Raw genomic sequence first — 19,761 nt, forward strand, 5'->3', positions numbered from 1 at the left:
ACACCATCGACGCCATCCAAACCCAACTTCAAACCACCAACACCGCAGTCACCCTCGACACCCTCATCATCAGCTCCGACCCATCCAACCCCGTCACCTTCACCATCACCTGCACCACCAACAACACAGGAACCGGCACCGGAACCGGCACGAACGGGGAAGGGCTAGCCGAAACCGGAACACCCACCGGACTCGCACCCCTCGCCGCAACCGGACTCCTCGCCATCCTCGCCGGACTCGCCCTCATCCGCCGCCGCAACCAGCTCGCCAAGTAAGAGAAGAAAAGGTGAGCCGGGTCAGGTATGGATCCGATCCTTCGCGAGAGGATCGGATCCATACCCCGACCCGCTCCCTCATCGCAGGCGGGGATGGTTACTTACGATCCGCCTCGCTGCCGATGTCTAGGACGGCGAACCATCAGAGCAGGCGAGAGGTTCAGCCAGAATTAACTCGCCATGCTCGCCGTCCTGGACGTGATCATTTGGTCCTGGTAGAGACCAGGTGTCCGAAACCGACCGAGCGGTCGGGGGAGTGGAAGAGATCCTGGCAGGTGGTCAACGTGATCAGCTTCCTGGTGGGTCGCTGGTTCGGGTGCCCAGGGACCGGGTCGATCACCCAGCCCGCGGTCTCCTCTACGGTCAGGCTGCGCGGCGCCTGGTCGAGTTGGTAGGTGAAAACCGTGGTCCGGGTTTGGACGATGATTTTGTCGCCTGGTTGCATCTTCAGCAGGTTGGCGAAAGGCTCGCCGTGGGTGATCCGATGGCCGGCGACCGCGAAGTTCCCCACCGCTCCCGGCCCGGCGGTGCCCGGGTAATGCCCAACACCGCGGGCCAACACACCAAGGCCGACACCCTGCAGAATTGGCACCTGATCGACACCGATCGCCGGAATCGAGATCAAACCGATCGCATCACCCGGCACCAGCGTCCCGTGCCCGGCAGATGCGGTACCGTCCGGCGCCGAAGTCTCACCCGGACCAGTCGAACTGTTCCAACTTTGTTTGATTCTCGCGCGTTCGCTGTCGTAAGCCCTGTGCGCGCCGATATTGGTACCCCAAATCTGATAGCCCACATAGCCCAGACAGGCCAAACCGGCAAGCACCAGCACCAATCCGAAGGTCGCCAATACGGTCGGTCGTCGCCGACGCCCGAACCGAGACACCGTCGATCCCGGCGCGTTCCCAGCGGCACGGCTCATGCCTCCATCATGCCCGGTCGGAGTCGCGACCATTCACGATGCTGATCCAGATGCTGATCCAGTCGTGACCGCCACCAGACCTGAATTTGGGACGAACCGGCCAATCCAGCTGCCCAACTGGGTGTCCTACTACCCGCGATAATGCTCCATGTGTCAGAGGCAATACGCGCGTCGTGTGCGCACGACGCCCTGGAACCTCTATCGATCGACGCAACGGGACCTGTCCGTCGAACGGTGTGTGAGATCCGGCAGTTTCATTAGTGAGTGGTCGACTCGAGCCGGCCCTCGAAGGTGATGGCGAACGCGTTCAGCGCCGGCTTCCATCTGGTCACCCATCGTGCCCTGCCGCCACCGGTCGGGTCCAGCGGGACTGTCAGAAAATCGGTGGGTGGGTTCGGCCTGATTGAAAGGATCGGGCCGTGTCGGACACGACCAAGCAGGACGTAGACCAGATGATCGATCCTGTGACGGGAGAGATCATCGATCAGAAGAAGCTGGCCGAGCAGCTGCTGGCCCAGGCCAAGGAACAGGGCGTGTCCCTGGTCGGCCCGGGCGGGCTGTTGTCCGGGCTGACCAAACAGGTGCTGGAGACAGCCCTGGAGGCCGAACTCACCGAGCATCTGGGGCACGAGCACGGAGACACTCCGACCGGGTCCAACATCCGCAACGGCACCCGGCCCAAGACCGTGTTGACCCAGATCGGGCCAGTGCAGATCGAGGTGCCTCGGGACCGCGACGGCTCCTTTGACCCGGTGATCGTGCCGAAGCGGAAACGCCGAGTGGACGGGATCGATGAGATCGTCTTGTCGCTGACCGCGCGGGGTTTGACGACCGGTGAGGTCGCCGCTCACTTCGAGGAAGTCTACGGGGCAAGGGTCAGCAAGGACACGATCTCCAAGATCACCGAGAAGGTCGCCGGGGAGCTGGCCGACTGGGCTGCCCGGCCGTTGGATCCGGTCTATCCGGTGATCTTCGTCGACGCGATCCATGTCAAGGTTCGCGACGGCCAGGTCCGCAACATGCCGTTCTACGTGGTGCTGGGTGTCACCGTCGGCGGGGAACGCGACATCCTGGGGATCTGGGCCGGCGGCGAGGGCGGCGAAGGGGCCAGGTTCTGGCTGCAAGTCTTTGCCGAGTTGAAGAATCGAGGCGTCGCCGACGTGTTGATCGCGGTCTGTGACGGCCTCAAGGGGCTCCCGGAGGCGATCACCACCACCTGGGAACACACCGTGGTCCAACAGTGCGTTGTCCATCTGATCCGCAACAGCTTCCGATATGCCGGCCGACAACACCGCGACCAGATCGCCAAGGCACTCAAGCCGGTCTATACCGCCCCGTCGGAGGCCGCTGCGAAAGAACGGTTCGTCGAGTTCACTGCCGAGTGGGGCCAGCGCTATCCGGCGATCGTCAGGTTGTGGGAGAACGCCTGGGCGGAGTTCGTGCCGTTCCTGGAATACGACGTGGAGATCCGCAAGGTCATCTGCACAACCAATTCGACTCGATCGCATTCGTATCCGGTATGAAAGTTCGCGAGGGCCTTTTTGTTGTTCTGCTGGCCTGGCGTCTCGTGTTGGGCATACGGTGCGACCGTCCGGAACAGGGGCTCTTGGGGAATACCGTGTGGGCAGGCCGTTCTTGCTCGCTGGGCTGCGAGCCCGTGTTAGTAGTTGGCCGCCCCTGCGACTGGTCCGGCTGCGCTGTGAGCGCGTATCCGTAGGTGTCGTTCGTCCCAGCGGTTCCCCGACGCTGATCAATTCCGAGGAAGGAGTGGGGAATGGTTCGCTATATCGGAATGGATGTGCATCGGGAGTTCGCGCAGCTGGCGATCGTCGAGGACGGGTTGCTGCGTGATGCCGGCCGGATCGGGGTGACGCCAGGGGCGCTGAGGCTTTGGGCCGACACGCTACTCGCCGATGATCAGGTGGCCCTGGAGGCGACCGGGAACAGTGATGCGATCGCGAACCTGCTCGTCCCGCTGGTGGGCCGGGTGGTGGTGTCGAACCCGTCGAAGACGCGGGCGATTGCCGAAGCGAAGGTCAAGACTGACAAGGTCGACTCCAGGATCTTGGCTCAGTTGCTGGCTGCGGACTTCCTGCCGCCGGTCTGGCTGCCCGATGAGCGGACCCGGGCGTTGCGGCGTCAGGTGATGCGCAGGGCTCATCTGGTGCGGCAACGGACGCGGATCAAGAACCAGGTGCACGCGATCTTGACTCGTAACCTGGTTCCGACGCCGCCGGTCAGTGACCTGTTCGGCCGAGCCGGCAGACACTGGTTGGCCAAGCAGCAGCTGCCGGACGATGAACGTGCCACCGTCGCGGCACCGTCGCGGCACTGTTGCGGCAGCTGGACTTCCACGGCGACGAGTTGGCGATCGTGGACAAGGAACTCGCTGCCGAGGCCCTGACCGATTCCGCAGTGGCGCGGCTGATGACGATCCCTGGAGTTGACGCGATCGCAGGGATCGCGATTGTTGCTGCGGTCGGTGATTTCTCCCGGTTCGACAGCCCGGACAAGCTGGTCTCCTATGTCGGGCTGAATCCACGCGTGCGGCAATCGGGAAACTCGGCGCCGGTGCACGGGCGCATTTGCATGGGCGCATCACCAAGGCTGGCCGCGCCCACGTCCGCGGTGTGCTGGTCGAAGCCGCCTGGTCGGCCAGCCGAGCGCCTGGACCGTTGCGGGCGTTTTATCAACGCGTCCAAGCTCGCCGCGGCTTTCAGAAAGCGATCGTCGCAACCGCGCGGAAGATGACCGTGCTGGCCTGGCACTTGATCACCAAGGACCAGGACTACGCATTCGCTCGGCCGAGCCTGGTCCAGCACAAACGCCGCAAGCTCGAGCTCGCGGCCGGGGCGCCATCCGAGCGGGGCAACCATCGGCGACCAGGAGCGGCCTATAACGACCGGGACCGTCGCACCGCCGAACGACAAGAGGCCGAACGAGCCGAACATGCCTACCAGGTCCTGACCTCGCACTGGCAGACCCGACCTGGTCACCCGATCCCTCAACGAACTTGACGATTTCATCCGTCGTGCAGATGACCCGTCTGACTTCGACGTCGTAGTCCAGGAACGGCACGAACTCGGCCCAGGCGTTCTCCCAGAGTCTGATGATCGCCGGATACTTCTGGCCCCACTGGTCGGCGAACTCAACGAAGCGTTCCTTCGCGGCGGCCTCGGATGGTGCGGTATAGATCGGCCGCAACGCCTTGGCGATCTGATCGCGGTGTTGTTTGCCGGCATAGCCGAAACTGTTGCGGATCAGATGCACCACACAGACTCCCCCTGTCAACCTGCGGTTCGGTGATGGTGTGTTGTTGATCTTGAGTTGGGGCATGCTGACGGCCCGCGTATCGAGTGATTACGCGGGTCCGCTGATCCTGGAGGTCAGGTCGTGGTCGGCCTGTTGATCTTGTGGTGCAGGGCGGGGTCGTAGGTGGTGTGGTTGGCCCAGCAGCGCCAGAGGATTCGTGTCCAGCGGGCGCCGAGACCGCGCAGAGCTCGATTGTGGAGCTGTCCGCGGTCGCGTGCTTGCTGGTAGATACTGCCGGACCAGTCGTCTTCGCGGGCAGCGACGAAAGTCCACCAGTCGATCGCATGACGCATTCGTTTGTTGGCTGCGTAGCGGAATCGAACGACCCGGCTGCGGCCGGAGGACTTGGTGACTGGCGCGGTTCCGGTCTCGGCTAGCAAAACTCCGGGATTAGGGAATCGGCTGCGATCCTCGCCCATCTCGGCCAGGAGTGTCGCAGCAGTGATCTGCCCCATTCCGGGGAAGCTAAGGAAGATCGCGGCGTCGGGGTGATCGGCAAGACGGTCACGGATTCGTTTGGTGATCAGGCGGAGCTGTCGGTTGAGCAGGTCGAGTTGATCTACGAACAGTCCGGCACTGAATGCTTTGCCGTCGGTGGTTCCCGGTGCCGCGTGCAGGAGGTGTGGTCGGAGCCGCTCGACCAGCACTTCAGGCCGGGTCCGACCGGAGTAGCCATGCCGGCTGCAGAATGCCGCCATCCGAGATGGTCCGAGTCGGTCGGCTGCATTCGGGGTCGGATAGTCACGCAGGAAAGCCAAGGCGATGTCGCGGTCGAGACTGGAGAACAGATGCAGGACGCCCGGGTGGTAGGCCATCACGATCGAACGGAGCTGATTCTCAACATCGCGCTGATTCACAATCAACCGCTCCCGGTCCCGGGTCAGCGCCCGAAGCTCAGCAAGCCGTGGCGATGCTGTCGCTAGTGGTCGCCAGCGATGATGTTCAAAGCGCAGCGAGTCGGCCAACACGAAGGCATCGAAGGCATCCGACTTCGTCGGTGCGATCCGATACCGCTCTCGTGCGCGCGCTGACAGCTTCGGCGAGACGCAGAACAGCCGGAATCCCTCGGCCTGCAGTGTTTCCACCAGCAGGCCCTCGGACCGCTCGATAGCGATTCCTGCCAAGGCCGGCTGGTAGATCCGTAGCCGGGTGGTCAGTTCGTCCAAGCCGGCGACGTCGTGAGTGACTTTGAGCTGGTCGAGAACATTGCCGTCGTCGTCCAGGATGCACAGTTGGTGATGGCTGTTGCCCCAGTCGATCCCAGCGAAGTGCCGGATATCTGCTGGTGGGGTGAATGGCTCCACTGCCGATGACTTCCTTCCAGACACGTCACCGACCGGCGGCCGTGCTGGTACCTCATCACGGCGCTCGAAGCGCTACTCCCGCTAGCCAACTTCCGGCCCGCCATCCACCGGGAGGAACGGGTCTGCGTGAGGGCCTCGAAGGCAACACGTTTGCATAGGTCCTCTCCCGATGGTGCGGTGACCGGCGAGACCATCTCGCCACCAGCAATGTTGATTGATGACGTCTGCACGATCGTCCGGTCCCAGGTGGTGGTGATCGCCTCCGGCAACCCTTTCAGTCCGTCACAGACCGCGATCAACACATCAGCGACGCCACGGTTCTTCAACTCGCTCAAGACTTGCAGCCAGAACCGTGCCCCCTCGCCACCGTCACCGGGCCAGATCCCGAGGATGTCGCGTTCCCCGGCCGTGGTCACACCCATGACCACGTAGAACGGGGTGTTGCGGACCTGCCCGTCCCGAACTTTGACCACGATCGCGTCGACGAAGATCACCGGATAGATCGGATCCAACGGCCGGCTGGCCCACTCGGCCATCTCGGCGACCACCTTGTCGGTGATCTTGCTGATCGTGTCTTTGCTGACCTTGGCCCCATAGACGTCGTCGAAGTGCGCTGCCACCTCACCGGTAGTCAGCCCGCGGGCAGTCAACGACAACACGATCTCGTCGATGCCGTCCAGCCGCCGTTGTCGTTTGCGCACAATCTGCGGCTCAAAGCTGCCCTCTCGGTCTCGTGGGACCTCAATCTCGACCGGCCCGATCTCGGTGATCACCGTCTTCGATCTCGTGCCGTTACGAACGTTCGACCCGGCCGGGGTCTCGCCGTGCTCATGCCCGAGGTGTTCGGTCAGCTCGGCCTCCAAGGCGGTCTCCAGCACCTGTTTGGTCAGGCTGGACAGCAGTCCGCCCGGTCCGACCAGGCTGACGCCCTGGGCCTTGGCCTGGGCCAGCAGCTGCTCGGCCAGCTCTCTTTCATCAATCGGCTCACCCGTCACGGGATCGAGCATCACGCCCAAGTCGTCGCCGGCACCGCTGATCGGCGACGTGTCGCGACCGGGATCCAGCCGTGGTGTCATTTCGGTCGTCATTCCGACCTGTCCTTTCGGTCAGGCCAGACCCCACACACCGTTCTCCTGACAGTCCCGCGCAACCAGGTCGTCACGCTGTTGTCTTGACAGGTGGACGCTCCGTCGGCGGGTGCGTTGGACGGCGCTTCCAGAGGACATGGGTCTGACCAGGGGCTTCGCGCCGATGAACATCCGAGTGGCGGTCGCCGGAAGGTTCGATAACCATCCTGTTAGGGCCACGGAGTGTTCGCCGCCGGTAGTCGTTCCGGGCGGTGCCTCGGGTCTGGATGTCGCGCCGATCGTTATCCGTGGGCGCTCGGTCGTGATTTCAGGGCCATGTGACTAGTGATTGTCAGCGGCTAGCTCTGGCGGCCCAGTGATCGGTATCCGTCAACTTGTTGAGCTGGTCGGGAAACCGGGATCATCGGGGTTCGCGGACGGCGCCAATATTGGTGACGATGACTCGCGGTATCGAAAGCGTTGAAACTCCGGTTGATCAGAACGGGGGGCGTGGCTAGGAGGATCGGGACAGCGGCACTCTCCTTTTCCGTAGAGAGCGGTCGGCGTTTGCCGTGGGGCGGGCACTGTCTTCGTGACCGTGGCGATTTTCAGCATCGGACGCCCGCGGACATGTTGTGTATGTGTCAGTTTCATTCCGCCGGTCCGGAGGATGAATGCGCCTCTGACGCCCAGTTGGACAAGGTCAGACGTTTGTGCAAGCTGAATGCGCCCCTGACCAGTGGGCCACGCTGCGGCCGCGGTCGTCCGTCGGAGACTCTGTCGAGGCTGGCAGTGAGGAGGTAAGTGGGTGCGCCGATGACGACTGCCCAGGCATCAGCTTGCGCCTTGTTCGTGGGCGATGGGTTTTCTGATGGTGTTCAGGTCAGATTCGCCGCGGTAGACGCCATTGCGTACCAGTCCGACGATGGTGTGGAGTGCTGCGACTGACTGGGTTGGGTCTTCGCGTAACAGCACTAGATCGGCTCGCTTTCCTTCTTCTATGGACCCGATGTCATCGCGTCCGGTGAACTTGGCCGGCGCCGAGGTTGTCATTTGCAGGATCTGCAGGGGCGACAGTCCGGCCGCGGCCAGTTCGTCGAACTCTTGGTGGAGGCTGGCGCCGGGCACCTCCGAGGAGGCTCCTGCGATGTCGCTGCCGGCGAGCATCGGCACGCCCTCGTCCGCGAGAATCTTGGTGAGCCGTTGTCGTGTGTTGTAGAGGCGGTCGAACGTCGACTGCGTCGATAGCGAGATTGCTTTGTTCGTCGCCTTGTGCCGCGGCTTTCGTGCTTTCGCGGACGCGGTGGCCAGGTCTGGATCGCGGTGCCTTAGGAGGTCATCGCTGGGCTCATTCGGTTTTGCTCGGATCAGGGTTGGGCACTGCCACGTGTTGTGTTGGGCGAGAATTTGGGCGGTGGCGCGGCTCTTGTCTTCGCTGAAGGCATCGATCGCGCGGTTGATGAGCGGCACCATTCTTGAGCCGTTGTGGAGTTGCGAGTCGGCCACGATCCAGTCGAGCCGAGCGTTGAAGAGCCTGTTCATGAACGGTAGCCCGATGGTCGGGGTCCTGTTCTCGAGCGCGGTCAGCTCGCCTCGGATTTGATCTTCGTTTGTTGCACACAAGATCAGCAGGCCGAGTCCAGGGCCGAGGTGCTCGATGAAGCCAATGCCTGCTTTGGCGGCGTCTCCAGCCATCGTGAGCGGTGGAAGATGTCCTCCGCAGGGGATACCGAGCAGGTTCGCCTGGGCCTGTGCGATCCGATAGATCATGCTGGGCACTTGCGTCATTTTGATGAAGTCGGCGCCCTGCTCATGTTGGTTGCGGATCTCGGAGATGACTGCTTGCGGGGAATTGGCGTTCAGATTGGTGAGTCGTGCTCCGGGCAACTGCAGCAGTGTCGGGGCGTCGGCAGATTCGGCGAAGTCGCCGGCTGCCCGCCTGGCGAGGAGTGCTGCTGACCCGGACATCTGTCGGTAGCCGGTTATGCCGTAGCTGATCATCAGCTGGTGTGCGGCGTCGGAATCGTCGAGTTCCAGTGTGTGCGCATGCATGTCGTTGAAGCCTGGTACGACGTAGGCGCCGGCGGTGTCGATTGCCTGTGCGCCGGTGGGCGTCTGGGTGCTGACGGCGGCGACATGATCGCCGACGATCAGGACGGTGACATCTCGGGCTATCTCCCCGCTGTCGGGGTTAACGACGTTCGCATGCGTCAGGGCGAAGGTCATCGATTCTCCATCGGTTGTCACAGATTCGGCGGCGCCGAACAGCGACGTTCCCGGACGTTTGTCGCGTGGGCGAAAGTGACTCTCCCGGTGCGGGTTCGGCTGCCGACCTTCTGGCGCGGCTCACTCGTGCGTTCTGTGTTTTCGAGCCCTTCTGATCAGGATGCTGGCTGTCACGGCTATCGCGAGGATCAGCCCGATGGTGATGCCGACGGGCACTGCGATGGGGTGGCTCGGCTTCGTCTGCTTTGCTGGACGCGGCGGAGCGCGGTGCTGGTGGGGGATGGTGATGGTGTCGGTCCTTTTGCGAGTGGTGTCGCCGCTGCGGAGTTTGATGGTCGCGGTCCAGGTTCCGGCGGCGAGTTGAGGAGCAGTAGGTATGCGGACGTTTGCCTGTTGGCCTGGTGCCAGAGTTGTGGTCGCGGTGGTTTCGTAGGGGCCGGCGCTGGTGTGCCCAGGCCCGTTGGCGAGCCTGGCGCGGCCGGTGAGGTCGACAGCGGTTTCCCCAGTATTGGTTGCGGTGGTTTGTAGGACCGGCGCTCCGGTGTTGTCACGGTCGACAGATATCGGGCCGAGAGTGAACGCGGGTGGCGTTTTCTTGGTGTCGACGTTGATGTATGCGCGGATGCCGACCCGGTTGATCACGGACACACGGTGGGTGGGTGTGGTGGCAGTCGCTCTCAGCTGCGCCCAGATCACGCCGTACTGTTCGCCCCGGGTAGCTTTCTCGGGAACGTGGATTGTGGCGGTGATCGTGGAATGGGTATTGCTCCGGAGCCGCACCGTATCCACGTTCGTGCTAGTCCATTTTGCCAGCTGATTGCGGGCATCGCCGGCGACGTTGAAGTGTCCGTCATCGATTGTTGCGCCGGTGATTTTGATCTCGATGGCTTGGGCCATGCTAGTGGTGTTTGTTATCTGGATGTGACGGGTCAGAGTTGTGCCGGGCTTCACGGTTTGGACGATGTATTCGTGGTCGCGCGGGTCGCCGGCTTGGCTGTGGGGATAGTCCAGAAGCCGGATTCCGATGCCGGCCGCCGGGGTGGTTGAGGGTGTGGCATCCGGTGGGGCTGCTTCAACCAGAGTCGTGCCGATGAGCATGACGACTCCAGTGAGTAGGAACGTCGCACCCGCCCGAGCGGTCGCGGTTGTCCTCCGGATGCCACCTCCCATGTCAGGCGACGGAGTGTGTGATGGTGGTCGTGTAGTCGTTCGCGGCAAGTGCGTCACCGGGGATTTGGAGGCTGATGTGCTCATCCCAGGTGGCACTGTTGTTGCCAGTCACGGCTGTCGCAGTTTGCACAGCTGCATCGTCCGAGCCGCCGGTGATGTCGGATGCGGTCACAGTGGCGGTGCCGGTCACCTCAGCGTCATCCGTGCTGATGGTGAGACTCGAGGCGGGAATGGTGCTACTGAGCGATGCGGAGGTGATAGCCGCAACAGTCGCCGAGGCCGTCCACCCGGCGGTCCCGGCGCGCGCATCGGTGACTTCAACGCCGGAGAGCGTGGCTGTGCCGGACTGCCCGGGAGCGATGGTCCCGAGGTCGAGAGTGGCCGGGGCGCTGATGGAAAGGTCACCGGAGGCTACTTCGGTAGTAACGGTGGTGGTCTGGGTGTCGTCGGCATGGGCCGGCTGCGTAGTCAGCGCAGTAGCTGCGACGGCAGCCGCGAATGACGTCGCGATGAGGGCGACAAGGGACTTCTTCATGACTATTCCAATCTGTGAGGAACGGATGGTGGGCATAAATACGGCGACAGATCTTCTGAGGGAACACAGCCGGAGACTCGGGTCCTGTGACTTACGCACAAGTTCCCGCGACCCAGGTATCAGCAGAAATGCGACACTCAAACGGGGTTTTGAATGCGCCGACTGCCGCCCCCAGCACGGCCTCTGCCCGGGACCTGGTATGCGGACCGACCTGAGCCCGGGCGTTGTGCGGCGGAACGCCGGATCCTGAGTTCCACCGGGCAACTCGCCAGACGATCGTATCGCGAAAGCCCCGTTCCATGTAGCGCGCTGTGGAAAATGGCCAATTCGCGTGTCCGAAAGCGACTTTGGTCCCGACGGTCCGTTCCGGGGTGATCGAATAAATGCTGCCATGGCCGAATCACCCGCACTGCGGGGATACTCACAGGGCTGATATACGCTCGGAACCACGTCGCGCGGGTCGTTGGCGAATCCTGCGGGGCGCGTGTTCAATAGAGTCGAGCGGACCACGCGCCGGGAGCGTCGGTCGGGACCGATTGGACTCTTCGGTCCTGGAGCCGGGCATGGAATGTCGGGGGAAGAGTGACGAGCCAACGAGCACTGCAGAAGGCTGCGACCCGCCGATCGATCGTGACTGCGGCAGCCCACCAGTTCGCATCTCGTGGGTATGCGGGAACCTCGATTGCTCAGATAGCCGCTGAGATGGGACGGCCGAAGTCTGCCGTCGGTTATCACCAGTTCGCGTCCAAGGAAGAACTCGCTTTCGCGATCATCGAGGAACAGTGGCAGCGATGGGATCAGCTGCGGCAGGCAGCCGACGCGCTGCCGCTACCTAGCGTGACCCGGCTTCTGTGCCTGCTACTAGCCACTGGTCTTGAGTCCCGAGGTGACCCGGTCACCCTCGGTGCGGTGAGGTTGCTCGCCGAGCGAGACGTCCTCGGGTTTGCGGTTCCAGAGCAACCGTTCGTCTGGCGCAATCACGCAGTCCAACGGATCCAGGAAAGTCTCAGCAGCAGAGAGTTGGTGTCTACCGAGCCTGCAACTGCTATCGCAGCCAGGCTCCTGACGGCGAGCTTCGGGATGTTCGAAGCGGAGAATCGGGGACTCCAACCAATCGACACCGAAGCCAACCTTCGCGGCCTCTGGCTCGACCTGCTGACAGGGATCGACCCCGTCAACGGCCCCAACCTTGTCGCGAGGGCAACAACCGACTTCGCCGCAGTCTGATAGCGCCTCCGACCCATCTGCACAGCTGGGTGGGACTGAATCACACAGTTCCCCGGATGTGCTGCGCGGATGGGTGAACACTTGACGGGTCCTAATCTGGGCGAACTGATGCACTCGTCTAGATGCAGCTGATGGAAACTCGAGAGCTGGATTGAGGCTGGCTACCAGGGCTCCGGCAGTGTCGCTGGGGTTGTCCGAACTGGTGGTGGTTCTGGTCGGCCAGTGGCGGGTGTTCGATCCCTATTCGTTCCCATTGCATCGTGACCGAGAGCGTTTGGCCTAGTCAGACGCAGTTTGACGAACGGTCTGTAAAACCGTCGGCTTCGCCTACGTTGGTTCGAATCCATCACCTGCCACACGCTGAAAACGGCCCCTTGCCAGGGAACTCTCTGGCCGGGGCCGTTGGCGTCTGTCCATGTGCTGTCTCGCGGCATCTCGCTGAATCCCTGTCCGTCCGACACGCTAGCCTTCGCCATAGATGCTTGCCGGCAGGCAATTGATGGCGATCGATACATGCGGAGGGGCCGATGGAGACTCGTGAGCAGGGGACACTGCGGATGCTCACCCCGCTGCTCGGATCCACCATGCGGCGGATCCACCTCGGGATCATCCTGGCGATCATCGGCCAGCTCGGGCTGGCGATGCTGCCGCTCATTCAGAAGGTCATCGTCGACGACACGATCCTGTCGCACCAGCGCTCGCTCGCGGTCTGGATCGCCATCCTGACCCTGGCCGGCGGGCTGACCTTCGTGCTGCAGTATCTGCGCCGCTCGGTCGGCTCGCGCGCCGCCGCCGCCAGCCAGCGGGATCTGCAGAAGCTCGTCCACCACCACCTGCAGTACCTGGACCCCACCGGCCGCGACAAGTTCCGCAGCGGTGACCTGATGTCGCGGGCGACCAGCGACCTGACGGTGATCCAGATGTTCCTGCAGCAGCTGGGCGTCGCCTGGGGCAACGTGACGCTGCTGGTGGTGGCGCTGGTCGTGATGACGTATCTGTCTCCGCTGCTGACGCTGGTCCTGATCGTCACGATGCCCGTCTTCATGTACATCACCTACAAGTTCCGGGCCCGATCGTTCCCCGCAAGCTTCACCGACCAGATGTACAAGGGCTCGGTCGCCGGCGTGGTCGAGGAGGCCGTCACCGGCGTACGGGTGGTGAAGGCGTTCGGACAGGAGGCGCAGGAGCAGGCCTCCTTGAACGGCGAGGCCAGGACGCTGTTCCAGTCCCGGATCCGCTCGGCGCGGATCGGCGCGATCTTCACCGCCACACTGAACGCGTTCCCCGGCCTCACCCAAGCCGGCATCCTGGCCCTCGGCGGCATCCTCGCGATGCGCGGCCACATCACCATCGGGACCTTCCTGGCGTTCACCAGCTATGTCGTGCAGCTGGTCACTCCGGTCCGGTTCCTGTCCAGCATCCTGACCACCAGCCAGCAGGCCAAAGCCGGCGCGGCGCGGATCATCCAGATCGTCTCCGAGGGGTCGACCGTCCAGGACAGCCCGGACGCAGTGGTGCTGGAACACCCGACCGGCCGGGTCGAACTGGACCACGTGAGTTTCTCCTACGCCGACGGCGAGCCGGTGCTGACCGACGTCACGCTGACCCTCGAGCCGGGCGAGAAGATCGCGATCGTCGGCGCCTCCGGCTCCGGCAAGTCGACGCTGGCACTGATGCTCGCCCGGTTCTACGACCCGACCTCGGGCTCGGTGCGGATCGACGGCCGAGACCTGCACGACTACACGATCAGGTCCGTACGCGACTGTGTCGGCCTGGTCTTCGAGGAGGGCTTCCTGTTCTCCACGACGATCCGCGACAACATCGCCTTCGGCCGCCCGAGCGCCTCCGACGACGAGGTGGAGCACGCCGCCGTCGCCGCCCACGCGCACGGCTTCATCTCCGGTCTGCCCGAAGGGTACGAGACCACCGTCGGCGAGCGCGGCTTCACGCTTTCCGGTGGCCAGCGGCAGCGGATCGCCCTGGCCCGGGCAGCGCTGGCCAACCCGAAGGTGCTGGTGCTGGACGACGCGACCTCAGCCATCGATGCGCGGACCGAGCACCAGATCCATGCATCCTTGGGCGAGGTGCTTGAGCAGCGGACGACGGTGCTGATCGCCAAGCGCTACTCCACCCTGCAACTGGCCGACCGGGTCATCGTGCTCGACCAGGGCCGGATCGTTGACCAGGGCACCACCGACGAGCTGGCGGCGCGGTCCCAGCTTTTCCGCGACCTGCTCACCGGGCCGGACGCCGACGAGGTTCTGGCGCCCCCGGAGCGGGTGGAGCTGATCGACCCCGCGGCCTGGCCGGTCGACGCAGATCGGGAGGGCGCGGCGAAGATCAGTTCGTTCGCCGGCGAGATGCTCGCCCGGTCGGCCGCGGGCGGCGGCGGCCCCGACATGGGCAGGCTCGGCAGCCTGGCAACCATGTCACCGCAGCTGCAGGCCGCGGTCGAGAAGCTGCCACCGCTGGAGGGCGACCCCGAGGTGAACCTCGCCGAGCACACGGAGGTCAACGACAGCTTCACCATGGCCAATGTCTTCCAGCCGTTCCTCAAGCCGCTGTTGATCAGCGTCGCCATGGTCGTCCTCGACGCATTGCTCAGCCTCACCGCCCCCGCGATCATCCGCTTCGGCGTCGACCACGGCATCGCCACCCGGACCGTACGGATCCTGTACGGGGCGGTTGTCGTGCTGGTGGTCATCCAGGTGATCAGCTGGGCCAACCAGCGGTTGATGACCTTCTTCACCCAGAAGACCGCCGAGCGGATGCTCTTCGGGCTCCGGGTGCGGACCTTCGCCCACCTGCAGCGGCTCTCGCTCAACTACTACGAGCGGTTCCAGGCGGGCAAGATCATGACCCGGATGACCTCCGACGTCGAGGCGTTCAGTCAGCTGCTGCAGCAGGGCCTGGTGCAGGCGACGGTGGCGATGGTCAGCTGCCTGGGCATCGCCGTGGTCCTGGTGGTCTTCGACTGGCGGCTGGCGCTGTGTGTCTCGGTGCTGCTGATCCCGTTGGTGATCACGACCCTGTGGTTCCGGCGGGTGTCGACCGCCACGTACCTGCTGGCCCGGGAGCGGATCTCGATCCTGTACGCCGACATGCAGGAGAGCCTGAACGGGGTCGCGGTCAGCCAGGCGTACAACCAGCAGCCGGCCAACGAGGACCGCTTCGGGCGGTTGGCCGAGGACTACTTCCGGGCGCGGGCGCGGTCCATGGAGCTGCAGGCCCGCTTCTTCCCGTTCATCGACCTGATGAGCGTGATCGCCAAGGCCATCACGTTGGCGATCGGCGCCGGCCTGATCGCCAACGGCGGACTGACCTCCGGTGTGCTGATCGCCTTCCTGCTCTACCTTGATCAGTTCTTCGCGCCGATCCGGCAGGTGTCGGTCGTCTTCGACCAATGGCTGCAGGCGACCGTCGCGTCCCGGCAGCTGCGGGAGCTGCTGCAGACGCCGAGCGCGACCCCGCAGGCCGAGCCGGCACTGCCGGTGCCGAGCCGGCTGCGCGGCGAGATCACCTTGGACAACGTCACCTTCGCCTACGAGAGCACCGGGCTGGTCGCCATGGACGACGTCAGCCTGGAGATCCCGCCCGGCCAGGTGGTGGCGCTGGTCGGCACCACCGGAGCAGGCAAGTCGACGCTGATGAAGCTGGTCGCCCGGTTCCACGACGCCGACGCCGGCCGGATCCTGATCGACGGGCTGCCGCTGCGCGAATTCGACCTGCCCGGCTATCGTCACCAGCTCGGCTTCGTGCCGCAGGAGCCGTTCCTGTTCTCCGGAACGATCCGGTCCAACATCGCCTACGGCCGGACGGAAGCCAGTGATCTCGCGGTCGAACGGGCGGCCCGCGAGGTCGGCGCACACGAGTTCATCCGCGGCCTGCCGCAGGGATATCTCACCCCGGTCAGCGAACAGGGAAAGTCGCTGTCGGCGGGGCAGCGGCAGCTGCTCAGCCTGGCCCGGGCGTTGCTCGTCGACCCGTCGATCCTCTTGCTGGACGAGGCGACCGCGAATCTCGACCTGGCGACCGAGGCACACGTGCAGCGGGCGATGGGCCTGGTCGCCAGCGGCCGTACGACGATCCTGATCGCCCACCGGCTGCAGACAGCCCGGGCTTCGCATCGGATCCTGGTCGTCGACAACGGCCGGATCGTCCAGGACGGCCCGCACGAGGAGTTGATCAAGCAGCCCGGCCGCTACGCGGATCTCTGGGCCGCCATGGCCCATCAGACCGTCGGTCAGCGCTGAGTCGCCGGTGAGCATGCCGCGCCCCAGCGGGCTGTAGGCCACCACGCCGATGCCGAGCTCGCGGGTCAGCGGAATCACCTCGTCCTCGATGTCTCGCGACCACAGCGACCACTCGGTCTGAATCGCGGTGATCGGCTGGGTCGCGAGGCGCGACCGATCGTGTCGGGGCCGCCTCACTCAGTCCGAGGTCGCGGGCCGTGCCTTCCGCCACGAGTTCTGCCATTGCTCCGACCGTGGTCTCTCCCGGTTTCCGGTGCGGCATCGTCATGCAAGCTGTCCGCCTCAAATCCGCCGAGGTTTGTCCTCACCTGCAGACAAGATCAGTCCCTACCTGCGGACACGTGGCATCGAGGCAGACGCTCGCTTGTGGCGACAGCCCGATCGCTTTCGGGCCCGATGCTTCAGGGCGACGGCGGCCAGCACGACGAATGCCGCTAATCTCATGCAGTGATCGCACCCGATCAGGCCCAGCCTCCGCGTGCCGGCCGGGCCCGTCGTCTCGCCTGGTTGGCCGACGACCCACGCTCATCGGTGTTTGCGATCCGCCACGATCCGAGGGCCCTGTTGACCGAGGTTCTCGCCGGTCTGGTCACCACGCTCGCCCTGATTCCCGAAGTCATCTCGTTCTCGGTGATCGCCGGGGTCGACCCGATCGTCAGCCTGGTGTCCTCGGTCGTCCTCGCGGTCTCGATGTCGGTCCTGGGCGGTCGACCGGCGATGGTGACCGCGGCAGCCGGATCGGTGGCGCTGGTGATCGGACCGATGGTCAAGGCCCACGGTGTCGAATACGTGCTGCCGACCGTCCTGCTGGCCGGCCTCATCCAGATCGGCTTCGGAGCCACCGGCCTTGCGGGCCTGATGCGATTCATCCCACGGTCGGTGATGATCGGCTTCGTCAACGCGCTGGGAGTGTTGATCTTCCTCGCTCAGGTCCGCCACGTGTTGAACGTGCCCACGGCGGTCTACCCGCTGTTCGCTCTGACACTGGTGATCGTCGTACTGCTGCCGCGTGTCGCCAAGGCCGTTCCGGCGCCGCTGGTGGCCGTCGGAATCGTGACCGCCATCGCGGTCGCGGCGCACCTGACTGTTCCGACCGTTGCGGACGAAGGCAAGATCAGCGGCGGTCTTCCCGGCTTCACCGCTTGGCGGGCTCCGCTCGACCTGGAGACGCTGCGGATCATCGCACCAGTGGCGATCAGCGTCGCGCTCGTCGGCCTGATGGAAACGCTGTTGACCGCCAAGCTGGTGGATGACATCACGGCGACCCGGTCCAACAAGGCGCGGGAGTCCGTCGGTCTCGGCATCGCCAATCTGTTGGCCGGACTGTACGGCGGGATGGCGGGCTGCGCGATGATCGGACAGACCGTCGTCAACGTCCGGATCGGCCGGGCTCGTACGCGATTGTCGACGTTGGTCGCCGGCGGGTTCCTGCTGCTGCTGGTCACTGTGCTCAACGGCGTGATGGCGCGGATCCCGATGGCCGCGCTGGCAGCGGTGATGATGATCGTCGCGATCCGGACCGTCGACTGGCACAGCGTCCGGCCGGCGACGCTGAAGCGGATGCCGGTCCCCGAGACGATCGTCATGCTCGTCACCGTCGCGGTGGTGACTGCGACCGACAACCTCGCTGTCGGGGTAGGTGTCGGGACGATTCTGGCGATGGTGTTCCTGGTGCGCCGGATCTCCCGCGGCATCCGCGTCGAGCGGATCGTCGACGATGCCGGCACCACAGTTCACTACCGCATCCACGGCCAGCTGTTCTTCGGCAGCAGCCACGACCTCGTCGATCACTTCCAGTACGCCGACGATCCGACGACAGTCGTCGTCGACCTGACGCACTCAGGCATCTGGGACGCCTCGACGGTTGCGGCTCTGGACACCCTGGAGGCGAAGTACCGGGATCGCGGCTCGCAGGTCACGTTCCTCGGCCTTGACGAGCGGAGCACCGCCTTCCACGGCAGGCTCACCGGAAATCTGAACATCTGAGACCGGATCGTCGCTGCGCTCTCCCGGTCGGTGCTAAAAGAATCTCGAATGGCGGTCCTGGCCGGTCGCTGATCGGTACGCCGCGAATCCGCTGTAGGTCTGTCCGTTCCAGCCGAACTGGGCGGTCGACGGGCTCCCGCCGATCGCCCGGAAGCGGTTGTGATCACTGCGGTTGCCGCCGCTATCGGAGTCCGGAACGGTCCCGTACACGACGTGATCGCTGTTGGTGGCCGTGATCGTGTTGTGGGCGAAGACATCGTGATGGGCGTGATATTGCACGAGCAACTCGGGTGAGCCGTCGTCGAGCTGGTTGTTGTCGCGGAGCGTGTTGTACTCGAAGGTGTTGTGCAACGACTTCCCGGTCTCGACCCCACCACAATCGTCGGCGCCGTTGCAGTAGCCGCCGGTGGTCAGGCCGGTGAAGAGGCTGCCGCTGATCTGGTTGTGCCGTACGGCCACGTGATCGGCCTGCCCCTTGGCATTCTCTGCGGCGACTTCGATGCCGATGTCACTGCCGGTGACGATGTTGTGCTGGATGGTGATGTGCGCACCACCGTCGACATAGATCCCGTCGGCGCAGTTGCACCACGAGCCGTCTTCCCAGTAGGCAGGGTTTCCTTGGGATCTGATCCGTCGCACGATGTTGTTCGCGATCAGCCCGTGCCGGGCTCGATTTACCTGCGTGTAGCGGTACTTCCCGCTCAAGGTCGGCTCATAGCCGATGGCGTCGATCCCGATGTTGTTGTTGTCGTGGATCCGATTCCCGGTGATCTGCCAGTCGGTGACATTTCCGTTGACCACAACGCTTTCCGACGCGCCGAGGTGCAGGTTGTCGACGACGTTACCGCTGATCCGCAGGTTGCGGATCGGCCGCCGGGGATCATCCCCGTAGGCAGCGATGCCGTGGGCGTTGATATCGAAACTGCCGAGGGTCGGGTTGTCGTTGCCCAGGTCGTGGACATGATTTCCAGCGATGGAGACCACGGAATCGTGGCCGTGGAGGTAGATGCCGATCGGCATGTGATCAAGCTGTGTCGTCCGATACCCGGTGATATCGAGGCCGGTCACCGTGACATCGCTGCTGTTCTCGATGTCGATCATCGCGGATCGATCTGCCGGGACGGTCAGCCCGGCCCCGGACAGCACCGGATGCTCCTTGCCGTAAGGCCGAATGGTCAGATGTGAAGTGCCTGACAGCTGTACCCGTTGGTGGTAGGTGCCGCCTCGGAGCTCGACCAGGCCGCCGTGTTCGAGGCGATTGACAGCCGCCTGGATCGTCCGCAACGGATCGCCCACCGTACCGGCGCCGCTATCCGAGCCGTCGGGCGCAACGATCAGGGTATGCACACTCCGGTGGCGCATCGGGGCTGCCGTGGACTTCGGTGTCGTCGCCCCGAGGACGGACAGCGCCAGCGCAGCCAGCGCAACGCCGACGACCATGCGACGAGCCGGCCTCGGTGGTGTTTCTCGCTTCTGCATGATCA

Annotated in this window: 13 protein-coding genes and 5 pseudogenes; 9 read left to right on the forward strand and 9 right to left on the reverse strand. The window is 64.3% G+C overall.

All coding sequences use genetic code 11. From position 1 onward, the window contains the following. Positions 1-275: LPXTG cell wall anchor domain-containing protein (locus IEY07_RS19195; protein ID WP_188897030.1), on the forward strand; the 275-nt coding region annotated here is incomplete at its 5' end. A gap of 202 nt (positions 276-477) precedes the next feature. Here IEY07_RS19195 and IEY07_RS19200 read toward each other — a convergent pair. Beyond that, positions 478-1,107: a class E sortase gene (locus IEY07_RS19200; RefSeq protein WP_229670354.1), complete on the reverse strand. Its 630-nt coding sequence runs from the start codon at positions 1,105-1,107 to the stop codon at positions 478-480. A 509-nt stretch (positions 1,108-1,616) separates the two neighbouring features. Between IEY07_RS19200 and IEY07_RS19205 the strand changes: the two genes are divergently transcribed. The 5 genes and pseudogenes from IEY07_RS19205 to IEY07_RS24315 all read left to right on the forward strand — a co-directional run bounded on the left by IEY07_RS19205 (position 1,617) and on the right by IEY07_RS24315 (position 4,214). Beyond that, on the forward strand, positions 1,617-2,720 hold the full coding sequence (locus IEY07_RS19205; RefSeq protein WP_373288896.1) for an IS256 family transposase: 1,104 nt from the start codon (positions 1,617-1,619) through the stop codon (positions 2,718-2,720). A 251-nt stretch (positions 2,721-2,971) separates the two neighbouring features. Further along, a complete protein-coding gene (locus IEY07_RS24305) occupies positions 2,972-3,601 on the forward strand; it encodes an IS110 family transposase (protein WP_229670355.1) in 630 nt (209 codons plus the stop codon). A gap of 23 nt (positions 3,602-3,624) precedes the next feature. Beyond that, positions 3,625-3,696: pseudogene (locus IEY07_RS24510) on the forward strand (transposase); the annotation flags it as partial. 86 nt (positions 3,697-3,782) lie between these two features. After that, positions 3,783-3,833, forward strand: a pseudogene (locus tag IEY07_RS24515) (hypothetical protein); the annotation flags it as partial. Positions 3,834-3,944: 111 nt separating this feature from the next. Then, positions 3,945-4,214, forward strand: coding sequence for a hypothetical protein (locus IEY07_RS24315; RefSeq protein ID WP_229670394.1), 270 nt, complete (start codon positions 3,945-3,947; stop codon positions 4,212-4,214). A 13-nt stretch (positions 4,215-4,227) separates the two neighbouring features. Here IEY07_RS24315 and IEY07_RS24860 read toward each other — a convergent pair. From IEY07_RS24860 to IEY07_RS19240, 6 genes and pseudogenes are all read right to left on the reverse strand, one after another. Next, positions 4,228-4,533 (reverse strand): annotated as a pseudogene (locus IEY07_RS24860) (transposase); the annotation flags it as partial. A 50-nt stretch (positions 4,534-4,583) separates the two neighbouring features. Then, on the reverse strand, positions 4,584-5,837 hold the full coding sequence (locus tag IEY07_RS19220; protein ID WP_308422959.1) for an IS110 family RNA-guided transposase: 1,254 nt from the start codon (positions 5,835-5,837) through the stop codon (positions 4,584-4,586). Between the two features lie 182 nt (positions 5,838-6,019). After that, a pseudogene (locus IEY07_RS19225) lies at positions 6,020-6,820 on the reverse strand (IS256 family transposase); the annotation flags it as partial. An 894-nt stretch (positions 6,821-7,714) separates the two neighbouring features. Beyond that, entirely contained in the window at positions 7,715-9,106 is a 1,392-nt protein-coding gene (locus tag IEY07_RS19230; RefSeq protein ID WP_188897032.1) for an amidohydrolase family protein, read from the reverse strand. A gap of 120 nt (positions 9,107-9,226) precedes the next feature. Further along, entirely contained in the window at positions 9,227-10,204 is a 978-nt protein-coding gene (locus IEY07_RS19235) for a hypothetical protein (protein ID WP_188897033.1), read from the reverse strand. A 73-nt stretch (positions 10,205-10,277) separates the two neighbouring features. Further along, positions 10,278-10,847, reverse strand: a complete 570-nt coding sequence (locus tag IEY07_RS19240) for a WxL domain-containing protein (protein WP_188897034.1) — start codon at positions 10,845-10,847, stop codon at positions 10,278-10,280. A gap of 594 nt (positions 10,848-11,441) precedes the next feature. Here IEY07_RS19240 and IEY07_RS19245 point away from each other — a divergent pair. Beyond that, a complete protein-coding gene (locus IEY07_RS19245; protein ID WP_188897035.1) occupies positions 11,442-12,038 on the forward strand; it encodes a TetR family transcriptional regulator in 597 nt (198 codons plus the stop codon). Between the two features lie 527 nt (positions 12,039-12,565). Continuing rightward, positions 12,566-16,291: an ABC transporter ATP-binding protein gene (locus tag IEY07_RS19250; protein WP_188897036.1), complete on the forward strand. Its 3,726-nt coding sequence runs from the start codon at positions 12,566-12,568 to the stop codon at positions 16,289-16,291. Positions 16,292-16,348: 57 nt separating this feature from the next. On the opposite strand, the pseudogene IEY07_RS24580 reads toward IEY07_RS19250, so the two are convergent. Then, positions 16,349-16,468: pseudogene (locus IEY07_RS24580) on the reverse strand (hypothetical protein); the annotation flags it as partial. Positions 16,469-16,738: 270 nt separating this feature from the next. On the opposite strand from IEY07_RS24580, the gene IEY07_RS19255 reads away from it, so the two are divergent. Further along, positions 16,739-18,277: a SulP family inorganic anion transporter gene (locus IEY07_RS19255; protein ID WP_229670357.1), complete on the forward strand. Its 1,539-nt coding sequence runs from the start codon at positions 16,739-16,741 to the stop codon at positions 18,275-18,277. A 33-nt stretch (positions 18,278-18,310) separates the two neighbouring features. Here IEY07_RS19255 and IEY07_RS19260 read toward each other — a convergent pair whose 3' ends face one another. Continuing rightward, positions 18,311-19,756, reverse strand: a complete 1,446-nt coding sequence (locus IEY07_RS19260; protein WP_188897037.1) for a right-handed parallel beta-helix repeat-containing protein — start codon at positions 19,754-19,756, stop codon at positions 18,311-18,313. Positions 19,757-19,761 lie beyond the last annotated feature (5 nt).

This window comes from Microlunatus endophyticus (assembly GCF_014646195.1).
In the GTDB taxonomy this organism is placed as follows: domain Bacteria; phylum Actinomycetota; class Actinomycetes; order Propionibacteriales; family Propionibacteriaceae; genus Microlunatus; species Microlunatus endophyticus.

Coding starts and splice junctions, on each gene's coding strand:
- IEY07_RS19235 (WP_188897033.1), bottom strand. CDS start 10,204: ATGCTCATCGGCACGACTCTGGTTGAAGCAGCCCCACCGGATGCCACA.
- IEY07_RS24305 (WP_229670355.1), top strand. CDS start 2,972: ATGGTTCGCTATATCGGAATGGATGTGCATCGGGAGTTCGCGCAGCTG.
- IEY07_RS19230 (WP_188897032.1), bottom strand. CDS start 9,106: ATGACCTTCGCCCTGACGCATGCGAACGTCGTTAACCCCGACAGCGGG.
- IEY07_RS19250 (WP_188897036.1), top strand. CDS start 12,566: ATGGAGACTCGTGAGCAGGGGACACTGCGGATGCTCACCCCGCTGCTC.
- IEY07_RS24315 (WP_229670394.1), top strand. CDS start 3,945: ATGACCGTGCTGGCCTGGCACTTGATCACCAAGGACCAGGACTACGCA.
- IEY07_RS19260 (WP_188897037.1), bottom strand. CDS start 19,756: ATGCAGAAGCGAGAAACACCACCGAGGCCGGCTCGTCGCATGGTCGTC.
- IEY07_RS19240 (WP_188897034.1), bottom strand. CDS start 10,847: ATGCCCACCATCCGTTCCTCACAGATTGGAATAGTCATGAAGAAGTCC.